The organism is Microbulbifer sp. GL-2, assembly GCF_007183175.1.
In the GTDB taxonomy this organism is placed as follows: domain Bacteria; phylum Pseudomonadota; class Gammaproteobacteria; order Pseudomonadales; family Cellvibrionaceae; genus Microbulbifer.
Genome location: NZ_AP019807.1, coordinates 1441654 through 1464893 on the forward strand (window position 1 = coordinate 1441654; position 23240 = coordinate 1464893).

Annotated in this window: 25 protein-coding genes; 1 reads left to right on the forward strand and 24 read right to left on the reverse strand. The window is 47.7% G+C overall.

Translation table 11 applies throughout. The annotated features are described in order from the left end of the window. Window position 1: 1 nt before the first annotated feature. The 15 genes from GL2_RS06275 to GL2_RS06345 form a co-directional block, all read right to left on the reverse strand. Window positions 2-1162, reverse strand: a complete 1161-nt coding sequence (locus GL2_RS06275) for a beta-ketoacyl-ACP synthase (RefSeq protein WP_143729857.1) — start codon at window positions 1160-1162, stop codon at window positions 2-4. Window positions 1163-1164: 2 nt separating this feature from the next. Beyond that, window positions 1165-1665, reverse strand: a complete 501-nt coding sequence (locus tag GL2_RS06280) for a DUF3261 domain-containing protein (RefSeq protein ID WP_172621073.1) — start codon at window positions 1663-1665, stop codon at window positions 1165-1167. 35 nt (window positions 1666-1700) lie between these two features. After that, window positions 1701-2930, reverse strand: a complete 1230-nt coding sequence (locus GL2_RS06285) for an NAD(P)/FAD-dependent oxidoreductase (protein ID WP_143729859.1) — start codon at window positions 2928-2930, stop codon at window positions 1701-1703. Between the two features lie 3 nt (window positions 2931-2933). After that, a complete protein-coding gene (locus GL2_RS06290) occupies window positions 2934-5198 on the reverse strand; it encodes an MMPL family transporter (RefSeq protein ID WP_143729860.1) in 2265 nt (754 codons plus the stop codon). Between the two features lie 4 nt (window positions 5199-5202). After that, a complete protein-coding gene (locus GL2_RS06295) occupies window positions 5203-5817 on the reverse strand; it encodes an outer membrane lipoprotein carrier protein LolA (RefSeq protein ID WP_143729861.1) in 615 nt (204 codons plus the stop codon). A 2-nt stretch (window positions 5818-5819) separates the two neighbouring features. Continuing rightward, window positions 5820-6254 (reverse strand): thioesterase family protein, encoded by a 435-nt coding sequence (locus GL2_RS06300; RefSeq protein WP_232053776.1) that lies wholly within the window; start codon window positions 6252-6254, stop codon window positions 5820-5822. Next, window positions 6244-7803 (reverse strand): histidine ammonia-lyase, encoded by a 1560-nt coding sequence (hutH, locus tag GL2_RS06305; RefSeq protein ID WP_143729862.1) that lies wholly within the window; start codon window positions 7801-7803, stop codon window positions 6244-6246. The genes GL2_RS06300 and hutH overlap by 11 nt, the downstream gene beginning before the upstream one ends. Further along, window positions 7800-8723, reverse strand: coding sequence for a hypothetical protein (locus GL2_RS06310; RefSeq protein WP_157953838.1), 924 nt, complete (start codon window positions 8721-8723; stop codon window positions 7800-7802). The genes hutH and GL2_RS06310 overlap by 4 nt, the downstream gene beginning before the upstream one ends. After that, entirely contained in the window at window positions 8720-9460 is a 741-nt protein-coding gene (locus tag GL2_RS06315; protein ID WP_143729863.1) for a glycosyltransferase family 2 protein, read from the reverse strand. Before GL2_RS06315 ends, GL2_RS06310 begins: the two co-directional genes overlap by 4 nt. Continuing rightward, window positions 9453-11159 (reverse strand): AMP-binding protein, encoded by a 1707-nt coding sequence (locus tag GL2_RS06320; protein WP_143729864.1) that lies wholly within the window; start codon window positions 11157-11159, stop codon window positions 9453-9455. Before GL2_RS06320 ends, GL2_RS06315 begins: the two co-directional genes overlap by 8 nt. 9 nt (window positions 11160-11168) lie before the next feature. After that, complete coding sequence (locus GL2_RS06325; RefSeq protein WP_172621074.1) at window positions 11169-11696, reverse strand: hypothetical protein; 528 nt, start codon at window positions 11694-11696, stop codon at window positions 11169-11171. Between the two features lie 20 nt (window positions 11697-11716). Then, on the reverse strand, window positions 11717-11971 hold the full coding sequence (locus GL2_RS06330) for an acyl carrier protein (RefSeq protein WP_197736528.1): 255 nt from the start codon (window positions 11969-11971) through the stop codon (window positions 11717-11719). Window positions 11972-11982: 11 nt separating this feature from the next. Beyond that, window positions 11983-12240, reverse strand: a complete 258-nt coding sequence (locus GL2_RS06335; RefSeq protein ID WP_143729866.1) for a phosphopantetheine-binding protein — start codon at window positions 12238-12240, stop codon at window positions 11983-11985. Continuing rightward, window positions 12237-12881, reverse strand: a complete 645-nt coding sequence (locus GL2_RS06340) for a 1-acyl-sn-glycerol-3-phosphate acyltransferase (protein WP_172621075.1) — start codon at window positions 12879-12881, stop codon at window positions 12237-12239. The genes GL2_RS06335 and GL2_RS06340 overlap by 4 nt, the downstream gene beginning before the upstream one ends. Window positions 12882-13011: 130 nt before the next feature. Further along, window positions 13012-13752 carry a beta-ketoacyl synthase chain length factor gene (locus tag GL2_RS06345; protein ID WP_143729868.1) on the reverse strand — a complete coding sequence of 247 codons (741 nt, stop codon included), beginning with the start codon at window positions 13750-13752 and terminating at the stop codon, window positions 13012-13014. A 655-nt stretch (window positions 13753-14407) separates the two neighbouring features. On the opposite strand from GL2_RS06345, the gene GL2_RS06350 reads away from it, so the two are divergent. Further along, window positions 14408-15013: a 4'-phosphopantetheinyl transferase superfamily protein gene (locus tag GL2_RS06350; protein WP_172621076.1), complete on the forward strand. Its 606-nt coding sequence runs from the start codon at window positions 14408-14410 to the stop codon at window positions 15011-15013. A gap of 55 nt (window positions 15014-15068) precedes the next feature. On the opposite strand, the gene GL2_RS06355 is transcribed toward GL2_RS06350, so the two are convergent. The 9 genes from GL2_RS06355 to GL2_RS06395 form a co-directional block, all read right to left on the reverse strand. After that, window positions 15069-16691 carry a M28 family metallopeptidase gene (locus tag GL2_RS06355; protein ID WP_143729870.1) on the reverse strand — a complete coding sequence of 541 codons (1623 nt, stop codon included), beginning with the start codon at window positions 16689-16691 and terminating at the stop codon, window positions 15069-15071. A 153-nt stretch (window positions 16692-16844) separates the two neighbouring features. Next, the gene (locus GL2_RS06360) at window positions 16845-17588 is read right to left on the reverse strand and encodes a hypothetical protein (protein WP_143729871.1); all 744 of its coding nucleotides are present in this window, start codon (window positions 17586-17588) and stop codon (window positions 16845-16847) included. A 10-nt stretch (window positions 17589-17598) separates the two neighbouring features. Beyond that, on the reverse strand, window positions 17599-18009 hold the full coding sequence (locus GL2_RS06365; RefSeq protein ID WP_143729872.1) for an ACT domain-containing protein: 411 nt from the start codon (window positions 18007-18009) through the stop codon (window positions 17599-17601). Window positions 18010-18160: 151 nt separating this feature from the next. Beyond that, window positions 18161-18871 carry a hypothetical protein gene (locus GL2_RS06370; protein ID WP_143729873.1) on the reverse strand — a complete coding sequence of 237 codons (711 nt, stop codon included), beginning with the start codon at window positions 18869-18871 and terminating at the stop codon, window positions 18161-18163. Window positions 18872-18957: 86 nt separating this feature from the next. Further along, window positions 18958-19443 carry a hypothetical protein gene (locus GL2_RS06375; protein ID WP_143729874.1) on the reverse strand — a complete coding sequence of 162 codons (486 nt, stop codon included), beginning with the start codon at window positions 19441-19443 and terminating at the stop codon, window positions 18958-18960. Between the two features lie 267 nt (window positions 19444-19710). Beyond that, the gene (locus tag GL2_RS06380; protein ID WP_143729875.1) at window positions 19711-20175 is read right to left on the reverse strand and encodes an ecotin family protein; all 465 of its coding nucleotides are present in this window, start codon (window positions 20173-20175) and stop codon (window positions 19711-19713) included. 46 nt (window positions 20176-20221) lie between these two features. Continuing rightward, window positions 20222-21421, reverse strand: a complete 1200-nt coding sequence (locus GL2_RS06385) for a hypothetical protein (RefSeq protein WP_143729876.1) — start codon at window positions 21419-21421, stop codon at window positions 20222-20224. A 130-nt stretch (window positions 21422-21551) separates the two neighbouring features. Beyond that, window positions 21552-22238 (reverse strand): thiol:disulfide interchange protein DsbA/DsbL, encoded by a 687-nt coding sequence (locus GL2_RS06390; protein WP_143729877.1) that lies wholly within the window; start codon window positions 22236-22238, stop codon window positions 21552-21554. 230 nt (window positions 22239-22468) lie between these two features. After that, window positions 22469-23128 carry a cytochrome c gene (locus tag GL2_RS06395; protein WP_143729878.1) on the reverse strand — a complete coding sequence of 220 codons (660 nt, stop codon included), beginning with the start codon at window positions 23126-23128 and terminating at the stop codon, window positions 22469-22471. Between the last annotated feature and the right edge of the window lie 112 nt (window positions 23129-23240).

Sequence of the window (23240 nt, forward strand, 5' to 3'; positions counted from 1 at the left end):
TTTACCTCTGACTGCCCAAGATTACCGAGCAATTACTCCCACCAAAGGCAAAAGAGTTACTCATTACATAGCGCAATTTTCCAGGAGCCTCGTGGCCTTGATACAGGTTCAGTCGCACTATCTCCGGATCATAGTGGCCATCATACTGATGGCGGGGAAGTTGATCATATTGTAAGGCAAGCCAACAAAAAGCCGCTTCAAGAGCGCCTGCAGCACCTAGTGTGTGCCCGGTGTAAGGTTTTGTGGAAGAACACGGTAGCTGGCTTCCAAACACTCTTTCAACGGCTAGAGCCTCCATAGAGTCGTTATGTGGCGTTCCCGTACCATGAAGATTCAGGTAATCAATGTCGGCAGTATCCAAGCCAGCATTCTCCAGAGCCCCGCGCATACAGGCTTCCGCACCACGTCCTTCTGGATCTGGGGCCGACATATGGTGGGCATCAGACGTGGCAGCAACACCAGATAGAACCACAGGACCTGGCTCTTTGCTCATCACAAACATTGCTCCAGCTTCCCCGAGGTTAATACCATCCCGATTAACGCTGAAAGGATTGGTCTGGCCGGCACTAAGTGCCCCCAGGCTATGAAACCCCCGAACTGTCATGCCACAGAGGGAGTCCACACCGCCAACAACAACGGCATCACAAGTATCAGTTGAGATAAGGCGTCGGGCACTGGCAAAAGCATTGGCACTGGACGAGCAAGCTGTGGAGACGGTGAGCTGAACGCCTTGGATTCCCAGGTACTTCGCAACAAAGGTACTCAAACCAGCCATTTGCTGTTGAAGCCGATAATTATATCCGGTCTCTTTCTCACCACTTAAGTAGGCCTCACCTGAGTCTATTCCCGAGGTTGAGGTTCCCATCACAACGCCAACTCGGCCCGCACCATGTTTTTCTATTAGTACAGCGACTGCACTTTCAATTTGAGTCAGCACAGCCATAGCCAGCTGGTTATTGCGGCAGTTGTAATCTTGCAACGAACTCGGTAAATCAGGCAGCTTCCCCTGCACAATACCCAGATTCCCTCTGTATTGTGGCAAATAGGTTTCATCGACCTGCATATGAGAACTCTCATCACCGAACAAGGAATTAGCTACTGCCTCAGCAGTATTTCCCAGGGTGCAGATGATCCCCATATGATTAAGATAGAAATTTTTCATACTTAGAAATTCCTAATGCTTAACCTATAACCCAGTAGTTTGTGCTCCAGCTCAATTTGGGCCATCCAAATATCTTTACTGCTATAGTGAGCCACTGAATTCACTTCACCATTGCGTGAGAGTTTTCGCGTGTAAATTCCCTCGACAATAGCCTCGTCCAAATTCCAGCCTACGGGCAATACTTCACGAAGCTGGGCAATTGGCCAGTATACAAACTGGATATCTGCCAGCAATTTCTCTGGTGGCACTCTCTCTGCTCTACTCATGTGGTAATGGGTACTGACCTCATTACCATCGTATGTAACATCCAGCAGGCTTATTCCTTCGGGGCTAAGAAGAGATATCTTTAAACTCTCCGCAGAGTGGAAAGTAGCTGCCATCAATTCATACTCATCGCCTTGAAAAGCAATGCGTAAATGTTGGTTGAGCTGGCGCGGTCCCTCGCTCAATAGCGGGGCCAAAGACCAACTTTGCAGCTCTTCTTTCCTCCCCCCTGTGGACATACATCCCACCAGAGTAAGAAAACTCAAAAACAGTATTACTTGGCGGAACATATTTCTACCAGTGTATTCAATCGACGCTCAGCAGCGGCAACAAACGGATTTTTTTTATCCCATGCATAACCAGCCAAGATTGAGGAAATCATGCCTTTTATTTCTTTTTGATCGGTTTGATAAAAAATTACATCCTGAAAACGACCGTCATACCATGCTTTGACATAGGTTTTAAAAACTTCCACACCATGCTTCAGGGGTTCAACAAACTCTTCATCCCAATCAACCGCTTCCCCTGAGAGCTGGCGATGCAGGCACTCAACTGCTAACTCTGAGGATTTCATTGCAATGGTAACACCGGATGAAAATACCGGGTCTAGAAACTCTCCGGCATTCCCCAAAAGCGCAAAACCAGGACCGGCCAGTTTGGTCACATCACTGGAATATCCGCGAATACGTTGTATTTCCGTATCGAATTTGGCATTGCGCAGAGTTTTTGCCAACTCGGGGGCGGAGGCAATAGCCCCTTTCAATATCTGTTCCGGATCCTGCCCCCAGGTCGAAATCTTTTCTTTCTCACCTACAACTCCAATAGAAGCTCTTCCATCTGCAAAGGGAATCAACCAATACCAAATATCCCGCTCACTGGGATGCACAGTGATTAAGATTTTATCCCGGTCAAAATGGCTATCATCAATATTATCTTCAACATGTGTAAACACGGATTCTCGAACAGGAAATTCTGACGGACGATCGAGATCAAGTAATCGCGGTAAAACTCTGCCAAAGCCACTGGCGTCCAATACAAAGCGCGCCTGGAAAGCCAGGTTTTCTCCATCATTCTCGGCGATTAACTTTGCGTTATTCTCGGCAATATCAACTGACACTACAGAATGGCGATAATAGACCTTAACACCTTGGCGCTGCGCTTCATCAGCCAGGATTTTATCAAACTTAGCTCGCTGTACCTGGAAGGTGGTGCCATGCCCAGGGGAGAACTTCTCCCGGAAATCAAATGATGTACGAGCACCATCCCACTCAAAAGCAGCACCATTTTTATATTGAAAGCCCGCTGATTTCACAGCTTCTAACATATCTGCTTTTTCTAGATACTCAATACATTGAGCCAGTAGGCTTTCGCCAATAGAAAAGCGAGGAAATTCTTCCCGCTCAATTATCGAAACTTGCCAACCTTTTTTAGCCAATAACGCACCTGCGATAGCTCCGGCAGGACCGGCACCAATAATAACAACGTCAGACTTAATTTCTTTCATTGGCTAATATCCCTTACCCCGTGTACAAAAAAATAAAAATGCCAACAACAAAGTTAATACTGTGCCCACAGCCAGGACTAACCCAAAATTTGCTATCGCCGGTGTGCCAGACAATGCTAACAAACCAAACCCTAAAAAAGTTGTTAACCCAGCCATGGCTATCGCCATCAGGGTATAATGCTGCTCTGCCTTTCTGCTTGTATGGCTAAATATTGCGTAATCTATCCCAATACCAAAGACAAGTAATAAAGCCGCAACATGAAATAAATTAATTGGTGATCCCTGTAAAATCACTATCGCCAGGGTACCTAGTACTGCGCTGGATGGAAGTGCAACTATACTTAAGGCTTGCTTTATTCCTGTTTTAGTTGCAGTTACCAGAAATACAACAATGAATATTAATGGCAGTAATTGCAGCAACAGATCACGCTGTTGTGACATAACATTAGAGATACTTCTGGTAGTATCGACATAGGTTACTCCAGGCAGTAACTCTAAAGATGACAAATCTTCTTTTAAGCCATAAATACGAACCACAGAATAACAGTGATTATTTTCACAACCCAACCATAGTCCTTTATATTGCCGACCTACAACTGGCAACCATTCAGAGAAGTTAAAGGTATTGAATGGCTGTACTTTAGAACTTAATTGCTGGTTAATATCTTGTGCAGAATAACCTAACTGCTGATAGAAAGATCTGACAGCATCCCCACTGTAGAACTTCGACAATAACTTCCAATCAGCTTCTTGAACTTCTTTTGGAGGTATCCGGTTAGTTACCCCCTGAAAACCACTAATAATTTCCTTTTCTACTAAATAGCCCAGTTGATTTCTAAGTTCCCATTCTCGAGTTAATACTTGTTGTTCATCTTCACCAAAAACCAAAAAGTAACGGGAGTCTGGCCGGGATTTAATCAGAAAATTTAGATCTATTTCATCTTGTGTAAGAAATTCTGGAGGCTGGTAAAACAATTTCAGCTCATCATTGAATTGTATTTTCTGAAGTGTCGCAGCTCCAAAAATCAATAGCCCAACCAACGGAAACAGGTAGTACCTAATATTGAGTTTAGGAAACTGGCTGGAAAATGATAAAGACCTATGCTTAATATTAATCCAGCCTGGGAATAGCAAGATTACAGTTAACCAAGCCCCTATTAATCCACAGCCGACAAAAACCCCTATTTGTTGTAAAAGCGGAAAAGGTGTTAATGCAAGAGAGAAAAATGCCAAGCAGCTTGATATTAAGCCCAGCAATAGCCCAGGCAATATATCCTTATCTTTTGGCTTGCCCAGCCTCAATCTATTACAAATAAAGTGAAATGCGTAATCGATTGCCAATCCAGAAACCGTTGTACCAAATACAAAAGCCAGTATATGAATTTGGCCTAAAATGATAATAACACCAGATATACCACTGGCCACGCCACATAGAATTGCGAATGTACAGGCTAGTAGAGGTTTTAATGAGCGAAAGACAACAATACATAGACAGCAAATAGCAAGGATCGAAAGGGAGCCAATCAGGCGTATTTCATCCTGTGCCATAGCAGCAGCATACTCTGTATGCAGGGGGGCTCCAGCTACCAGCAGCGAATAACCATTTTTTTGAGCCCATTGCTTTAATTCTGACTGTAAAGAAAGAAGTGATATATCGCTCTCTCCAGTCAAATCAACTGGTGCGGCCAGCGTATAAAGTAGGGTAAAAACTTTATGTCCCTCTGTATGTACCGGGATTCCATCAAAGACTTGTGGAGTAACTCCAATATCAGCGGTAAAGTAATTGCGAAAAGTTGAGAAAGTATCTTTCTCCAAATCAATTCCAGCACCGTCAGGCCCGTATAACTTACTCAATTGACGCTGTATAAGTTCCTCTGGCTTAGCATCTAATAACGTCCTATCTTCAGAGCTGAGTAGCTGTTGGCGCATAGGAAAGAGCAGCTCCCACTCCTCTTTATAGCTTTCAGAATCAGCCCAACGATATTCAACAGACTCTAAAGATTTACTGGCATTTAGTTTCTGCGCCAATTCTTGGGTATGCCTGGCCAGACGTTGTTCTTCTTTTCCCTCAGAAACTAAAACCCAAATTAAACTTCCCTGTAATTGCTGACTGACTTTTTTCTGGATGCCAGCACTACTTAGCGAGTCGGAGTTATTATCAGCTAATAACAAAATATCTGTTTGCAGCCAGCTAGATTGATAGCGTAATACAGTTATCCCAAGAATTACACTAACAAAGGAAATCCAAATAACAACTCGACGTGACATGAGATTATTTCTGGTTATCTTCTGAGAATTCACTCAGCAGTTGACTGTTATTAGCTTCAACTGAATGTAAATTCATAATATCTATTTCAGTAATTGCCATGTTGGCTTCAGCTAGTACTATTTTCCGAATCTTTTTGTCTCCCACGACTTCTATCGATTCAATAACCTTTCTAAAAGCCTCTTGCTTGGGAATTAAGTTAAGTCGCCATTGCTCTTCTGCGATCTGTGGTCCCACCGTAAAAGTCTGATCCAGCTCACTAAAATCACCACTGATAATCTTTAATAGAGGATCAGCCACATGACTTCCTACAATATTGCTATTGACCCGTTTTCCGGAATCAGCATCATCTAGTTTAAATATTCGATGGGATTCTATTGGATTCTCTATTCGCCAGCTTAATCCTAACTCTTCAGAAATAGCCAGGACGCCTGAAGAAACCAGAGGCCTGGGCAACTGGGGCAGCCTCTTTGTCTGGGAAAAAGTGCCAAGCATCTGTGGAGATGACACAATATTTTTCTCTATCTCCCGTAAAACCGCCTGCTGCTCCGAAGTCAAAGCAGAAGTTACTGTGGAAAATAGAAAACAAATAAAAAATAAAACCAAACGCTTGGCAGTCATCACTAATTTACCCCCAATTTTTCCAGCAAAATTGGAGGCGATGCAAACAGCATTTCGGCACTGCTTATTTCGACAGCTACCTGTACGGTATGTCCTTTTGTTAAGCGTACACCGGTATCTCTATCTGTTATCGTATAATTGATCTTAAACCGATTTTCATATTCAGAAACCTCAGCTCGAACAACGATCCACTGCTGAAATCGCAAAGGCTTTGCATATCGTACGCGCAAATCTATGACCGGCCAGGCAAAACCTGATTCCTTCATCTGTTGGTAGTTATATTCCAGCTGGTCAAACAATGTACAGCGGGCGATTTCAAAGTACTTTACATAATGCCCATGCCAGGCTATTTCCATCATATCCACATCGTGGAAAGGAATTTGTAATTCAACTTGCGCCATCCATTTTTCAGGGCGCATAGGTTTATTAGTTTTCATATAAGCGCCAATGTCTTTGCTGAATTAATGAAACGAATTTTCTCAATGGCTGCTCAAGCTCTCTATCTTCCTCCAGAAAAGAAAATTCATCTCCTATCTGCCTGATTGTGGTATTAAGAGCGGTAGACAATTTTTCCAAATCCACTCCCCCACTACGAACTCGAAGCTGAATGCCCTGCCAAGCAACCATCAGTGCCGCTGCGGTTGTTTGCTCCGTTAACTGTAATACCCTGATACAGTCCCTGGCAGCAATGGTGCCCATACTAACCTTATCCTGGTTATGACACTCCGTTGATCTGGAAAAAACACTTGCTGGCATGGTCTGCTTTAGTGCTTCAGCAGTCCAGGCACTCGCACCAATTTGAACAGCCTTAAAGCCATGGTTAATCGATCTTCGAGGCCCGGTTACACCTGATAGGTTTGCCGGGAGCCCATTATTGAACTTAACGTCTACCAGTTGGGCTATTTGTCGATCCAGTAAATCAGAGAGGTTTGCTACCGCATTCTTCAGGCTATCCATAGCGAAGGCTATATGCCCACCATAGAAGTGCCCACCATGAAGCACCCTCTCGTTTTCACCATCAATGATCGGGTTATCATTGGCACTGTTTAGTTCGTTATGAATAAACTGCTGGAGCCAGGGCAGAGAGTCCTGTAATACACCCACTACATGGGGAGCGCACCGAAGTGAATAGCGATCCTGCAATCGGCTATTTTGTCTTGGAGCGGCACCAACATTGAGATCGTCATGAATCCACTTTGCAATCTGGTTTTGACCGGGGTGAGGCTTCACTGCAAAAAGCGCGCTATCGAAATGATAGGCATTGCCATCCAACGCAACGCTCATCATGGAGGTAATACGAGCACTCAGCTGTGCTAGATACTCTGCCCGTTTGTAGGCTAAGCACGCCAAGCCAGTCATTGCGGCGGTGCCATTCATTATCGCCAAACCCTCTTTTGGGTATAGCTTCAATGGCTCAATCTGTAATTCATCGAATACCTCAGCAGTATCTCTCTGGTGGCCTCGGTACCAAACTTTGCGCTCCCCGCACAAAACCGCAGCAACATAAGACAGTGGGGTCAAGTCGCCACTGGCTCCCACAGAACCCTCTTGGGGAATTACCGGAATAATGTCTTTCTGAAGTAACAGAACCAATTGCTGCAACAGCCGATATCGGACCCCTGAACTGCCCTTTGCGAGGCTGGCAATCCGGGCAGCAACAATCGCTCTACTCTGCTCAAGAGTAAAGACTTCCCCCATTCCACAACCATGGAAGGTAAATAATCGATGAGGTAACTCTTCCACCAGGTCTGCAGGAATACTTTCGGTACAGGAATCACCATATCCAGTGGTTACTCCGTAGATCACACCTTCCTTCTGCCAAAGGCTATCTAGGAACTCGGCACCGCGATTTATCCTTGCGACAAAGTCCTCTTCATCAGATAGAGAAATATCCCCACGGCCAGCTGCAATGGTGTTTACCTGATCAATAGATAGATCTGTGCCATCAAAGACTATTTGGGTTCGTTGTAGTACTGCTGAATTCATTTTTGCTGATCCCAGAACGGGTAAAAGTTATACCATTGCAAAGGTGCTATATGACAATAGCGTTCCAACCGTCGCGCAAACTCCTCGACAAGAGAGCGAATATGTCCCTCTCTGTCACCGCGTTTCATCACAACGCGATCGCAGAGTTTTTCCATATAAATATCGTATCCGGAAGTACTGCGCAGACAGAAAAGTGTGTACACCGGGCATTTGAGCAGCGCAGCAAGAATATAAGGCCCCTGGGGAAAAGGCGCTTTTCGCCCTAGGAATTCTGCCTCGCAGGTGCGCCCCATAGAGTTAATAGGTGTTCTATCACCGACAATAACAACCAGCTCCCCAGCCTCAACAGCCTCGGAGAGTCGCATCGCTAAAGCGGGAGTTACTTCTGTTACCTGGATAAGCCGTACTTGACTCAGGGGATTGAGCATCTTCATCATGCGATTAAATTTCACCGCATGCTTTGTATGCACCAACACATTTACCCGTACCTTTGTCAGGCTGCCAAGCGCTCTGCAAACCTCCAGATTCCCGAGATGAGAGCCAATTATTAATCCACCCTGGCCACTAGCCGCCAACTGGTGAAGACCCGCTCTTTTTGGGAAATTTACCTGACTATCCGGGATACCCACAAACCAGGCTTCAAGCTTTTCTCTAGCGCTGTTAGCAAAATTAAGAAAAATTCTAAATCCGGTTTTCCAATTCGGTTCTATACCACTAGATGGGTAGCGTTTGGCGAATAATTCCAAGTACTCACGGATCGAATTGCGGCCACTCTGATTTTTTAGGTAATAGCATAAAACTACCGGGTATACCGCAACTTTAAAGGCAATCGGACCCAACCAGTGATGCAACCAGAATAAGAACTTGATACCCAGGAAAAAGCCTTGTTCCCGGTATTTTGACCAGTGTAAATTACTCACGCTCTTCGCCCTGCTGTCGAAATACGCAGAGTTCTGGCCAACATGCCAAAAAATAGACGGGTGTGCATTGCCGATATAAGGAAGTTATCCTCAAATCCCCGGAAATGGGAAACGCCATCTATCGGGTAGCTCACATTAACAGGTACCTGGCAGAGACCACCTTTGCTCCAATACCACCGTACCAAGATCTCTGGATCAAAATCCATTCGATCACCGGTATACTCGTTATCTAACAAATCTACAGTCCGAGATAAGGGATAACAACGCAACCCACACATGGAATCCTTAATCTCCAGAGAAAGAGTATTAATCCAGATCCATACATGAGTTAGATAACGTCCCCACAAACGAACTTTAGGCACTGATTTATCGTATTGCGGATAGCCACAAATCAGTGAGTTAGGGCACTTTCTGCTTTTCTCAAAGAATTGAGGTATATCAGCGGGGCTGTGTTGACCATCGGCATCGACTTGAATTCCATGACTATATCCAATCTCTTTCGCAGCTCGCAGACCACTTTTTACCGCGGCACCTTTTCCTCCATTAGCCTGGCGAACAACCAAGTGAACCCGGGGACCATAGCTCTGTTCTAAGCGTTGTAGTTCAATTCTACAGGGTTCATCACAGCCATCATCTACCAGAATGTATGGCAGGTTAAAGTCATCCAGAGATGCCAGCGTCTCTGCGATCGCCCCCTCATGATTATAAACGGGTATTACAAAACAAAAGTTAGACATGGCTGAAGCACAACCTACCACTGCTATATTCTATATTGCCATCTTGAGTGTTCCGAAAAGAATAATTTAATTTGTTCTTTTCCTGGCTGAACTCCAAAGATAAAGTGACAGCATCACCAGGCATCATTAATTGCTTAAATTTAATCACTTCCATTTGGGTAAACGTACTGCCGGCTTTTACAAGTGGGCGGCCAAAATGCATAGCCCAATCCAGCTGTACAACCCCTGGCACTACCGGTGAGCCTTCAAAATGACCATCCAAGCAAGACAGATCGCCATTAACCGTAAAATTAATTTCACGAGTATTATTTAATATTTCGCTGCTAATAATCTGTGGCACCATTGCTTCCGGAATTTCATCAAAAAGTTGCATTAGCAGGTCTCTCGTTATTTTTCCCTGTAAGTTAGTGGGGATTTCATCAACAAAACGCCAAGAACGTGGTACAGCCACGCCATCTAGATCCTTGGCCAGGGTTTCTCTAAGTTTACGAACAAGAGAAGCCTTTCCTTTCTTTTGCAATAGTTCTTTCCCGGATTCCGTTAGTGTGGCAACAGCGGCAACTATTTTTCTTTTACGCTCCAGGACAAGTGCATTGGCTTTTACAATATATGAGCTACCAACTAGTAGGGACTCAACTTGTGTAAGAGAAATTCTTTTTTCTTCAATCTTAACAATGCGATCAGCCCGCCCCTTAAGTTCGAACATACCGTTTGTACTTATTTGTACTTTGTCCTGACAAATAAACTCCTTGGGCAACCACGGAGAAGAGACTTTGAGTAACCCATCGCTGTTTTTTGCAATGTTCACTCCTTTTAGTGGACTCCAACTTTTCTGACGCAATTGATTACGCCAGGCAATCCCCCCGGTTTCAGTGCTTCCATAGACCTCTATGGGCTGGATTCCACACAACTGATCAATCGCCTTTGCATCTCCTTCCAGTAAAGGCCCCCCAGAAGAAAAGATATCCACTAAGGACTTTCCTAACTCCCATGGCCAGGAAGAAATACGGCGGCTTAACTGTGCAGGGCTTGCAACCCACACGGCAGGCCCCCATTTCCGGGCGTCTTGGAGTAATCCCACTATATCTACATAAGTCTTACTAACAAATCGACGCCCGCTGACTAGTGGCCACAGTAATTTAAACAGTAAGCCATATATATGCTGGTGGCTTACTGTTGCCAAAGTAGTTGTATTAACCATCCGGGATGACCACTTCAGATTATGGGCCTTAATCTCATTGAGCAATTGATATAAGGTTTTATCAACGGTTTGTGGTTCACCACTGGTTCCTGATGTGAATAATTGAATACCAGCATCAAAATAACTGGGAACAGAAAGCTCTTCGCTATATCGATCCAGAATATTTATACTAAATGTCGAGCTATCTTCCCAGCTGCCCAGTAATAGGGTTTGCTCACCAAGTTTTTGCTGAGTAAATCGTTTGTTATTTGCCGGAATAACAACGATTTCACAACAGGACATAGCGGCAAAAAAGAGTAAACTAAACTCGTAACTATCTTCACAGAAAATGGCAGCTCTTTTGACCCCAGCTTCGTTTAGGGATTTTTTAAGCTTTCGCTCAACAAATGCCAATTCACGCTTAAATTGTGCGAATGAAATTTCCCCACGACTTGAATAGCTAACTACTGCTTGGTCATTCGAGTAACCAAACACCTGTTCAAACTGTACTTTGTCCACGGCCTTAACTCACACCTTATTTTGGACGCGACGACGCAGTAGCCATTCACCACCCATCATAATTCCCATTAACACATATGAAACAAGGCCATTGTAAAGAGTCCAGACTTTCATATCGCCGTTTAAAATAGTTGCCAGTGCGAGGCTTCCATTAATTAAAAAGAATAGACACCATGCCTTGGTAACCTTTCGTGTATATAGAATACCTTCAGGTGGTAAATCTGGAGTCGTAAGGCGAGCAAGCCGTTCTACTAATGTTTGCGGTTGACTCAAACTGTATAAAAACAGTGAAAATAGAATCAGGTTACAAAGTACTGGATACCAAAGAAGTCCGTTTGAATCGCCCCTTAACCAGGAAACCCCAACAACAAAAGCCAAGGCCACGGCCATTAACTTGGTGCCAATCGACTTATTCGCGCCGCCAAACAATACCCTTAAAACCGCAACTATCAACAGCAGTAACAGAATACTACTTAAAGACAAGTATTCTATGCCAAAGTAAATTGCCATAGGGTACAGTGTCAGAATAATGACCAATATTAGCTGCGCGAATCGACTCACTTCTCTGCCATTACCTTTTCAATTGCACCAACTACATCTCCAACAGTTCTTACACTTTTGAACTCTTCAGGTGCAATTTTCTTTCCTGTTACTTCTTTCAAGCGAACAATTAGGTCCACAGCATCAATACTATCTATATCAAGATCATCAGAGAGGTGGGCTTCTTCTGTTATATCCGCCTCATCGACCTCAAACATTTCAACCAAAATTTCGGTCAGTTTTAGTAAAATTTCTTCTCTGCTATTCAACATAAATACCTCTATTATGCACGGCTGCTGCTGACAAAATTTGCCAGGCTATTCACATTAGCAAAATGCGATTTTGTATCTTCACTTTCTGCATCTATTGATATGTTGTATTTTTTTTGCAGAGCAAGACCTAACTCAAGTGCATCAATAGAATCCAGCCCCAGGCCCTCTCCAAAAAGGGGCTCATCTGCTACGATTTCTTCAGGAGTAATATCTTCCAGATTTAATACATCAATAATCAGAATTTTAAGTTCTTCAACTAACTCTTTCACGCAGCGCACTCCTCAATAAAAAATGTTTTTAATTTTTGTGTTACTTGCCTTGCAACTAATGGGCTCTCAACTTTTTCTTTTACCTCGAGAAAGTCCTTGGATTCGGAAATATCAAATTCAAAGTGGGGCCTCGAATGAGGGATGCGATACCATGGTATATTCTTCATTAACATGGGTGGATTACAGCGTATGGTTACAAGTGTTGGGCTTACACCAGAGCGAAGCGCCATATAAGCCGCTCCACGCTGAAACTTGAAAGGCTTACCAGGTACGGAGCGAGTTCCCTCAGGAAATAAAACTACCGACTCACCGTTTTCTAAAGACTCAGAGGCAAGTTCTATAATCCTTTCAGGGTCATCATTGGGTATGTAGCCCGCAGTCACGACTGCTCCACGCATAAATGGATTTCGAAATAAACTAGCCTTTACGATACAATTTGCGTTGGGAATCCTGGATATCAGGAATACGACATCAATTAGCGATGGGTGATTGGCTAAAATAAGCTGGCCAGGTTTCATCAGTTTAGCTTCATCGCTAAATTTGTATGTGTAAATCCCAGTTTTATACATAAAACCAATAAATAAACGAAAAGCATGATGTATTATCAATCTTGCTTTACACTTACGAATTTCCGCATCCAAATATATTACTCTAAGAGGAGGAAACAAGATAAATCTTAATATCAATCCTCCCAGACCAAATAGACTAAATGCTGTTGCGGTCGCCAACAATCTTAGGCAATAGTGGTTTCTGCGACCCGTTGTTATAAATTTAGTTAGCATGGATAAGTAATTCCCAACCTGGTGCCACGGAGATTGTTCCCGATTTATCTAACAACGCGGAAACTATAGGTAATTGATAGTCAGGAGACATAAATGCCGATTGAACTTCAGCTCCTATTGAAGGTACCAGTGCGACTTTCGTCCCACTGCTTTCTTCATCCGGCTGTTTAAGAAGCAAGGCAGTAGCACAAATACCGGATGGGCTTTTTGCACTAGAATTATACAATTCAGGTAATGGCTCTTCACAAAACAATAAAAGCAGTTCTTTTACACCTTCATGCAATATACCTGCTGCTTCAGTAAAACCTGCCTGTAATGGATAGTCACCTCCAGCCAAAGCCAGGGTAGGAGATCGTACTTTTGCAGCTATTGATAACTGACCAATAACTGCGTTATGAACGGAAAGTCCAAATGCGGTCGGCGATAAATCCTCATCCGTTGCAACACCTTGCAATAGAGAGTATGTCCTCTTCGCCTCTCCATGTACGGAACAACACAGCATGGGAATATCTCGCTTTGAAAGAAGCGGATACGCAGTATTAAATACAGCTTTAGACAATGGACCTAGGCGACGGCGCTGCATCGCAGGAAGAAAGGAGACATCGGCCAGGGCATCTCCATCCGGTTTTTTCTCACCATCGCGCCAACTCTGCCAGTCCGCCAGCTTCGAGATCCCCGAATACCACGCTTGCCACTCGGAAACTATGAATTCAATAGACAAACCACTCATATGGAGCAGTGCTCCATCCCCCAATATCAATTCTCTGTAACCGACCACCCGTCATTGTTTTTAGCTTAATTTTGGGCTTTGCATGACCGGCAACAGGGCGGGAATGGTACACAAAATGATCAATCCTCGCTAGCAAAAGAACCTCTATTTTCGATCTGTCGGCCCTCTCAATTACAGTCAGGTACAAGGTCTTTTCTTAGCAAATACTCTTTCGTACTATCGTTCAAATTTGTGCTGACAAAATGATTATCGAATGACTTAAATATGGCTCAACGAGCTTGCTGTAATACAAACCAAAGCCACTATTTCCCTTTGTAACCTTAAACGCTAAAAAATTAATCTAATCATTGTCTACTTACTGCCAAATCATAAGAACTGAGCGAGAAAACCTTTTATTGATTGGAAGCAGCTGGTTCAATCTCGGTGCTACCAGGTAATATCTGCGCCTCTCTTAGGCGTCAAGTTGGGAAGAGGTCTGCTATTGTTTTTGGCAGTCATTAAACTGAATAGCTGCCTAGGCAATAAAGGCTTTATGTTTCATTTTACCTGCTCATCATTCAGAAGTTGGGCTGCGGACTGGCAGTCAACATCGATATTAATGCTTGACAGTGAAGAACTTGCCCGCCTGAAGGGATTTCAGAGCTCCAGACGTAAGATGCAATTTCTAGCTGGGAGGCTACTTGCTCGAACTCTTATAGCAGAACAAGTCGGCTGCTCTCCCCACGAGCTGGTGTTTGATGCTGAACGGCCAACAATAGCCTACTGTGATGGGATCCCTCTTCTAAACCTCTCAATCAGTCATACTTCAGACTTTGTCACTGCTGCAATAGGGAAGGCCCCTGTTGGCATAGATTACGAGAAAAATCACCCACTTAGAGATTGGCTGGCAATTGCTCAAAATTACTTCAGCAGCTACGAGGTTTCCTGGCTCAGGAATCAAACCGCCCATCTTCTGGCAGAGGAGTTCATACGCATCTGGACTGCCAAAGAAGCTCTGGCTAAATGCTGCGGGGAAGAACTGGGTAAATTACTAGCGATCCCCACGCCTGTGGGCGAGCTGGCTACCTGGCCTGAGCCCTACAGCAAGTACCGCTGCTGGGGGGGCAGCCCGCAGCAGGACACTTATGTCTGCTTAGTAGGCGAGTCCTCCACTAAATTCAGTCCGATCGAATTAAGCGGCACATACAGAGTTGATTTCAATGGCGCAGCAAGTCGAGAAGTTCAGCTCCGATCCTTTCACGCTGAAGGCAGGCTTCCATAAAACCCTTTAATCACCGTAGATCAAAGGGCTCACTGGCAATCATTCTTGCTTCGACTCAGTCCTGACCAAACAAGTCCCCAAAGAAATCCCCCCCATACCAAGAGGGTTTACCCTCGGCATCCGCCACCTCTCTGGCAATCAGGTAATTCACTTCGGTAAACTGCTTGGCCGCCACATAATTAATTCCCGCATCGGGAGCATCACCAGGTTTATGGTAGCTCTCCTGCAGGAAAGCCACCTGCATAGCGGTGCCATCGATATCCGGGTCCTGAGCCTCACGGCCAGTGATCAGATAAATTGAAGGAACGCCGCGGCGTACGAAATTGTAGTGGTCACTACGCACAAAAATAACTTCTTCTGGCATGGGGTCCGGGCTGAGTTTAAGCCCGCTGCGACTAGCGGCGTGTTTAGCGATCTGCCCTAAAGAGGAGTGCTCAGCGCCGAAGGCAATAATGTCACGAAATGGATAAAGCAGCATCGGCATATCCAGATTGATATTAGCCACAATGGACTGCAGAGGCACAGTGGGATATTCGGCAAAGTAGTCAGAGCCCAGTAACCCCTTTTCCTCGCCGGTAACCGCAACAAATAGCAGGGACCGTCGAGGTGACTGACCAGACTCTATAAACAGGCGTGCAGTTTCCAGCATTACCGCAATCCCGGCAGCATTATCCTGCGCACCATAGTAAATCTGGCCATCATCCTTTTTACCGATGTGGTCCAGATGCGCAGAGAAAACTACATATTCATCTTTTAGCAATGGATCGCTGCCAGGCAGAACAGCCACAACATTAGGACTGGTTATTGCCTCGTGCTTGGAGTTCGTATTCAACTCGGCGCGATATGGTAAGGCAAAACCTTTAGGGTTTTTCCCATTTTCCATATCCTCGAATACGCCTTGCAGACTTCGCTGGGCACCAACAAACAGCTTGCCCGCAGCATCGCTATTGAGCATGGCACCGGGGTGCAGTCCGGGAGTGGCACTGCCCGGCTTGCCTTTCCGGTTGACCCAATCGAAAGTATCATCGTGGCGATGTTCAGCATAGCGTGCAAAAGGGCGGCGCTTTTCGCGCTCAGGGGTATATAAGGTGATATAGCCCACTGCGCCGTTACGGGCTGCGGTTTCGCGCTTATTACGGCTGGACGCATAATGGGCTCCAACTTCGCTGGGCAGGCTGTCCGGGCGACCACTCAGTATCACTGCAATCTTGCCTTTCACATCCAGGTTTGCGTAGTCGTTGAGACCATAGTCCAGGGCTTCAATACCGTATCCAACAAATACCAGATCCGCTTCCAGGCTACTGCGCTCGTTAACTGCGGAGGGAGCAGCAATAAACTCCTCTCCGAAAGTGAAGGTGGTCTCACTATTACTCCCTTTCAGTACAAGACTGGGCTCTGTGTTATCCCAGCTGGCGCGACGGAAGGGCACCTCCTGGAAAAAACCCTGCTCTCCGGCTGGAGCCAGTCCCATACGTTCGAACTGTTGAGCCACATACTGCGCCGCCTTGCGGTAACCCTCACTACCGGTATCACGACCAGCCAATTCAGCTGATGCCAGATAATCTACATCCCTGCGAATGTGGTCAGTACTGGCGCTGGGAACAAAGCTCGAGGGGACAGTGGTGCAGGCCACCAACAGTGCCGTCAGCAGGGCACTGAACAGGATGTTGCTTCTCATGGGAGTTCTACTTCTCAATCAACTATCGCGACTGGATAACGCCGCCTATTAAAGGGGCGCAAGCTTACCATGATCCACAGCGGCTGGAACCGGAATAGCGTAAGTGGTTACTCACATTTGAAATCTGGTCTGCCTTGGAGTCGAAACTCACCTTCAAGCCGCTTTGCCGATACCGGCGAATGCCTGGTCCACGGCGGTAGTAACTTTTTCATGGGCACGATCTGGACAAAACTCTCCATGGGCGCCCAACAGGTGCATGAAACGCAGTTGCATCAGGCGTTTGAAGTCTTCCAGTAAATAATGCCTGGGGTCATGGCCCCCTGGAGTCATACGCACACGCCAGGCCGGTGGAACCTGCATACCGCGGCGCAGGCCGGAAAAGCGCAGGAGATTCCGGCCAATCCAGTTACAGCCGCGCCAACTACCCCAGTACTGCAGTGCATCGCAACTTATTAACAACCCCCCATTGAACGGCAACCAAAGTACAGCCTCGGGGAAGCGACTATGGGAAAACTCCAGAAAGCGACCACCGGGTACCGGGCAGTCCCCGGCTTCCCTGATCGGCCGGTCGGCTCCTGGTGGGTAGAAGTCCGAGCCAGTCTGCCGCCAAAAAATCAGGTCGAAATGATCGCGATAGTAGAGGTCATCCTGACCGTGATGGTAGCCGAGACGCACAGCATGGCTAATCCTACCAAGATCCCACAGCTTCTCCTCCAACTGTGGGCGCAGGCGCACCGGATTGACCAGGGTGAGATCCTCTCCCCAGCGCACTATGGCCATATTGCGGTTGATGGTTACACCCGGAGCCAGTTTTACGGTTCCCGGGACACAGAATAAATCCGGCAACAGCTGGCGAATTTCTCCGTGTGGTTGTGGCGGTGGGTAATTGATTTGCACTATAAGTGGCTCAGGTGTAGTGAACCCGATTACTGATACCCCGCAGTAGCTGCAAGGCACGTTCGGCGCTGTCTTCAGGGACGAATATATGATCATGGCGCAGTGCAGTCACGACATTGGCCACGATACCAGCCTCCGCCAGCTCCTTGGTAATAGTCGCGGTTAACCCCACTGCGCTGAGGCTGGAAAATACCTGTAGGGTAATCTGTCGAAATGGTGCGCTGGAGGCGATACCGTATTGCTGTGCCAGATGCAGTGGCAGAATTGCGCTCATACCCTCCCCTTCGCGGAAGATGCACAGGCTTTCCGCCAATACTTCTTCAAGCCGGGCATCCGACACCTGACAAAATACGAAGATTTCCTCCTGTAATTTCGGGCACATATTGCGCAAGATCTTAGCGAGGGACACTTTTGCATTCATACCCTGTTGCCATCTTGAAGACCTTTAGCGATTTACCACCGACAGCCGCTTGATATTCAAAAATTGCTGAGTGTATTTGAAAGTGCTAACAGGACTTGCTGGTTACCTTGCACTTTCCCCAGCACTCCCAGCGCCTGAACGGCTTTTTATTTTAATTTCGCCTGCGCCGTTTCACGCCTTTTTTTCCTGCTTCTTTTAATACCTCTCCGTCAAACTCCGGTTCGCCTGGAGCCGGGGTGGTATCTACCTCCAATTCCGGTGACTCATCCTTCTCCCAGCTATGCAGAGCCTTGTCGATGTCCTTTTCCAAACCCAGGCTGGGGAATTCCGGGCACGGAGCATCTCGCTCAGGATCGTGCCAGGCTGAGAGTGGTGCAACAAAAACCACCAGTGATTTGTGCAGTCGGTTACGACCTATACTCACTTCGGTCCATGTAGTCTGCCAAGCGAACTTGCCCCGTACCGCATAGTCACTTTCGTAGGATTTTAAGGTGAGGAAATAGGGATATATTTTACCGCGACGACAAATAATTCTGCGGCCGGTTTTGATATTTGCCATCTGCGTAAAGGGATCAAAATACCAGTGTATATCGTACCCAAACGCAAACTGCATTTTACCGTTGCTCGGCAGGAAGGCATAGGAGCGACCTGTGCCGTCGGGCTTCAAGCTCCAAACATGCCGGGCTTCACCATCCCTGGAAATTAACCAGGCACCAACCCACTGGTCGGCATCAAGTTCTGACTCTGCCTGCCAACCTTCCGTTTGGCTTTTTTCCTGCTTCTCTTTGATTTCCTGTTTAGCGAATGCTGTAGCGCAGTTAAGCAAAAATACCAGAGTAATTGCCAGAAGCCTCTGCGACACAACAGTTCTCCGGGGTCGTGCAAACTCCTCCCTGAGTGGAATATCCATGCCTGTGATATTGAGGGCCGGTAGCAACACGCGGGGGCTCAGCTGGCAATATCTGGACAACTACTGCCTGCCTTCGGAGTATTCCAGCTACTGAGTCGGCGCTGGAAGCTCAACAGACCACCGCCTGCCTGCAGCCAGTGACGACCGTCAATTACGGCAAACAGCAAGGTGGATCTACTCCAGCCACGAAAAGCGACTGACACCACTCCGCCCTTGCAATGCAACGAGGCACCGGTGCGAACCCGTACACGATCGCCATCCAATTGCCAGTTAATTGCAAAACCATGGGTCAGGCGCCCTCCGGAATTAAAGCCATAGGCGTAGCCGGAACCATCGGCATTCAGCTGCCAGACCAACTGGTCATCACCTTCACTGACCACCAGCCAGTTGCCGGCCCATTTCTGTTGCGCCGACTCCGCAGCTGCGGCCAGTGGCAACAATAGGAAAAGTACCAGGACTACGGCGAAGGTCTGCAGGAAGGAAGCCAGGACACGATTCGATAGGGAATTACGCAAATACTTCATGCGTTGCTCTACTGTGTCTGCCCGCGGAAGTCACCGCAGGTTGGGGTTGCTGCGAACGGCGGCGAGGGCTGCCGCCAGTTTTCCTGTCCGGTTGCAGCCTTGGCGACCGGCGTGAAAAATTGCTTAGGCGCTCTTTTTCACATCCTTTGCTTAGTAAGGCTAGACGCAAAATCCCACAGTGGCATTAGAAGCATTAAAAATATTTATTGAGACGCCAGAGTAATTCTGGGAATAGATAGATTTGCCTGATGAATGGAATAATTGTGTTTATTTTGTATGTGCATCAGACAGATTTTTATCCGCTCGCCAGACACGATATTTGAGCTGTACACCATCTGGCAGGTACACCACCAACGGCAGGCTGCTGTTATAAGGCAGTACCAGGCCGTCCCCACGCACACTGATGAACCGTCGCGACTCAGACCCAGGGGCACATACCTTTTGCGTACCAGGCGTTGGTTTCAACTCAGACAGGACATAGTAGGGATAACCCCAGCCTGGTAACTGCTGCCGCTGCAAAGGCGCGGAAAAACTTCGCAGGTTACAATCAGCAACTTCGCTCTTTCCCGGCACCAACTCCACCATAAAGCGGCTTTCATCGACCACTTTTGGCAGCTGGATAATGTGGCGCTGCTTTCCCGCCAAATCCTCGGGAAAGGCGTCCAGGGGCTCCGCAGCCTGTACCGAAATTGCACTGAAAACAACAAGTGACGTTACGAAGGATCTTGCCATGGCGACTTCCTCACTTCAGGATCTCTGACCTGGCGCTCAAACCTTTTTACAGTCTAGACAGCTTTCGTCTCCGCAACGCCCACCACAGAGCCACCCCCAGTGCCAGAGCCAGGGCAAAGAGCAGCGCCGCCCAAAGGTATTCGTATCCGCCACCGACAGTGGGCCCGAGTCGGGCCTGTGCCGATACCAGCATTGCACGCAAATCTTGAAAAGAGGCGATCACTTCGGCATTGGGCGCACCACTTAACAGTTCACTACGCAACTGTTGCCACCGCGCCTGCAATTGGGTCGTCAAGACCTGATCCCTCATCGCAATTTGTGCGCGCAGTGGCAGGTAGCCCTCGCGATAGGCAAGCATCAACTTGTGATAGGCCCCAGCCCTGTCCCCAGCCCGATAGTCAGTTTGCGCCAGTTGCAACAAGCCGTCGGCTCGCGCCAAAGGAGGCTCCAGGGCACGCACAAGGTGTGGATGAGCTCGCCACCACATAAGGGCGCTCGAGGCATCAGCCGGCAGCTCCACCGGGCGGGTGACCGCCATTCCAGGCAAACCCACCAATGCAGGGTAATGTTCAGCTAGGTCAGCGGAAGGGGGCAACTGGTCATTTACCGAAAAGGCGGCCACTGTCACCGCCAGGGCCCAGCGCTGCCAGACAGTCAGGTTGCCATCCACATTTTCCCCATGCACACCATTCACAGTAGGGTTCAGGGTATTGTAAAGATCGTAGAGGCTGAAGCTGGCCATGCGGGAGGTATCGCGCAGATCAGGCACGTCCTCTCCACCCTCACCCTGTCCACCGTGGCAACTGGAGCAACGCTGTCGGTACAGGGGCATGGCGAGGCTGGCTTCTGGCAGGGTGTGGGCCGGTGACCTCTGCATCTGGTAGAGTGCCGCCATACGATCGGCCAATTCATTCGCACGGCGACGTACCGTCTCACCACCCTCCTTGCGTTCAATTGCCTCGCCCAGTTCGCCGAGACCTTTTTGCAGGGATGCACGGCCGGGCCGATCCGGTAACTGAAGTACCAGCTGCCGGGCCTGGACAGCATGTTGTAGCTGCAGCCGATAGAGTTCGGTATCCAGCACTTTACCGTTATCCACAGCATCCCCGTAATCCACTGCAAGATAGGAAAGCAGGTTGCTGGCCCGCGCGGCCAGTCTGTCATTCTCTGGGGCTAATTGCGCCCATAGAAATTCTGGAGATAGGGCCAGGAAGCAGAGACAGAGCCAGATCCATTTGTATCTCATGGAATACTTCCCAATATAGGGATATCGGCCAGAAGGCGCCGCGGTGACAAAAGTCTGGCCCAAAATTATGAGCCAGAGAAGCTGGATATAAAAAACCCCGCTCGGGGCGGGGTTTGGCTCGACAGGTTAATTAACCGCGATCGGCGCGTTCCTTAGCGATCAGGTAATCAGCTACCTGCAGCATCACTTCCTGACTGTTACTCTTGCCTTTATAACCCGGCAAGGAGGAGCTGATGCGATACTTTCCAGCTACTACTACTTCCGGAGTGCCAGTCATTTTATAAGCACGCTGGTTGGCCATGCCCTGCTTCACTTTACTGTTGATCGCGAAGGAGTTCATCAGCTTGGCCGCCTTGGCACCATCGGCACCATGCTGGTTAAACAGGGCCTCGATTGCTTTTAGGTCCGGCTTCCAGTTACGACCCTCGCGAATAGCCAACATTTGGCGCTGGTTGTAGATGGTGTTGAACAGCGGAGTATGCATTTTTTCCAAAACGCCCATGGTGTCAGCCACATAGAACAGGCGCGCGTGTACATCCATAACTGGCTGCCATATAGCGGGCAACTTCTGCAGGGATACATCGCTGGGCATCTTCTCTTTCCAGCTGTCCAGTGTCGGTTCGAAGTGGTAGCAGTGTGCGCAGCCGTACCAGAACATCTCGGTTACTTCGATCTTGCTGTTGTTCTTCTGCGCAACCGCTTGCGGCAGTACCTGGTAGTGTTGACCGGCCTTAAACTCACCGCTTTCTTGGGCACAGGCGACCAGACTGAACAATACAGCCATTACCATCGTTATTGGGGCGAGAACTGCTCTCATAATAAGTCTTCTCCAACTTGTACATTCGTGGTTCGATTACCGGTTTGCGACTGGCTGTCGGACCACTGAGGACACAATAGACAACTCAGATTATTTAAGTTCCCGTTGCCACAGGCAAGGAAACGCCGCAAAAGATGCACTACTTTACCCAATTCTCGTGCCGGTAAGCGAGCCTCAGATACAAAAAAGGCCGGTGTGTGACCGGCCTCTCGTAACTGTGACTGACAGGTTTACTCTGTCAGGCCAGCAATGTAATTGGCGACAGCCTTGATCTCAGCATCGGAGAGTTGCTTGGCCACAGTACGCATAGTACGGGTATCGCCGTCATTATTGCGACTACCTGCGCGGAAAGCCTTCAGCTGAGCCTCGATATACTCAGGGAATTGCCCGGACAGACGCGGGTAGCCGGCAGGCGCATTGCCCTGCCCGGTGGGAGAGTGACAGCCCATGCAAGCCGGCACACCGGTTTCCATATTGCCTGCACGGTACAGCTTGCGCCCAAAGGCCAGACCGTCAACACTATCACCACTGTTCAATGTAATGGCGATGGCCTCAGAACCGGACAGCTGCATTGGCTGGGAGGCGAAATAAGCGGCGATATCCTGCAGATCCTGGTCTTTGAAACTATCCAACTGACCAATCATCTGCGGCACATCACGGGTTTTGTCTTTGATATCCTTGAGCTGCTTATACAGGTACTTCTCACCGAGCCCGGCGATTTTTGGGAAGGCCGGGGCCAGGCTGTTGCCATCAGTACCGTGACAAGCGGCGCACTGGGCAGCTTTTGTCTTGCCCGCAGCAGCATCGCCCGAGGCCATTGCAAAGGGTATGGCCCCCAGGCCAATAACCAAACCGAGTGCCAGAGCAGTGTTCTTAATAATGCTGTTCATACGTCGTCCCGTTGCGCGCTGAGATATGGCGTTTCGTGCCGCCCCCAATAGTCCTGCGACGCGAAAACCGCGGCATTATATACTTGCGCGCCAAGCGAGTGTACCGGATCAA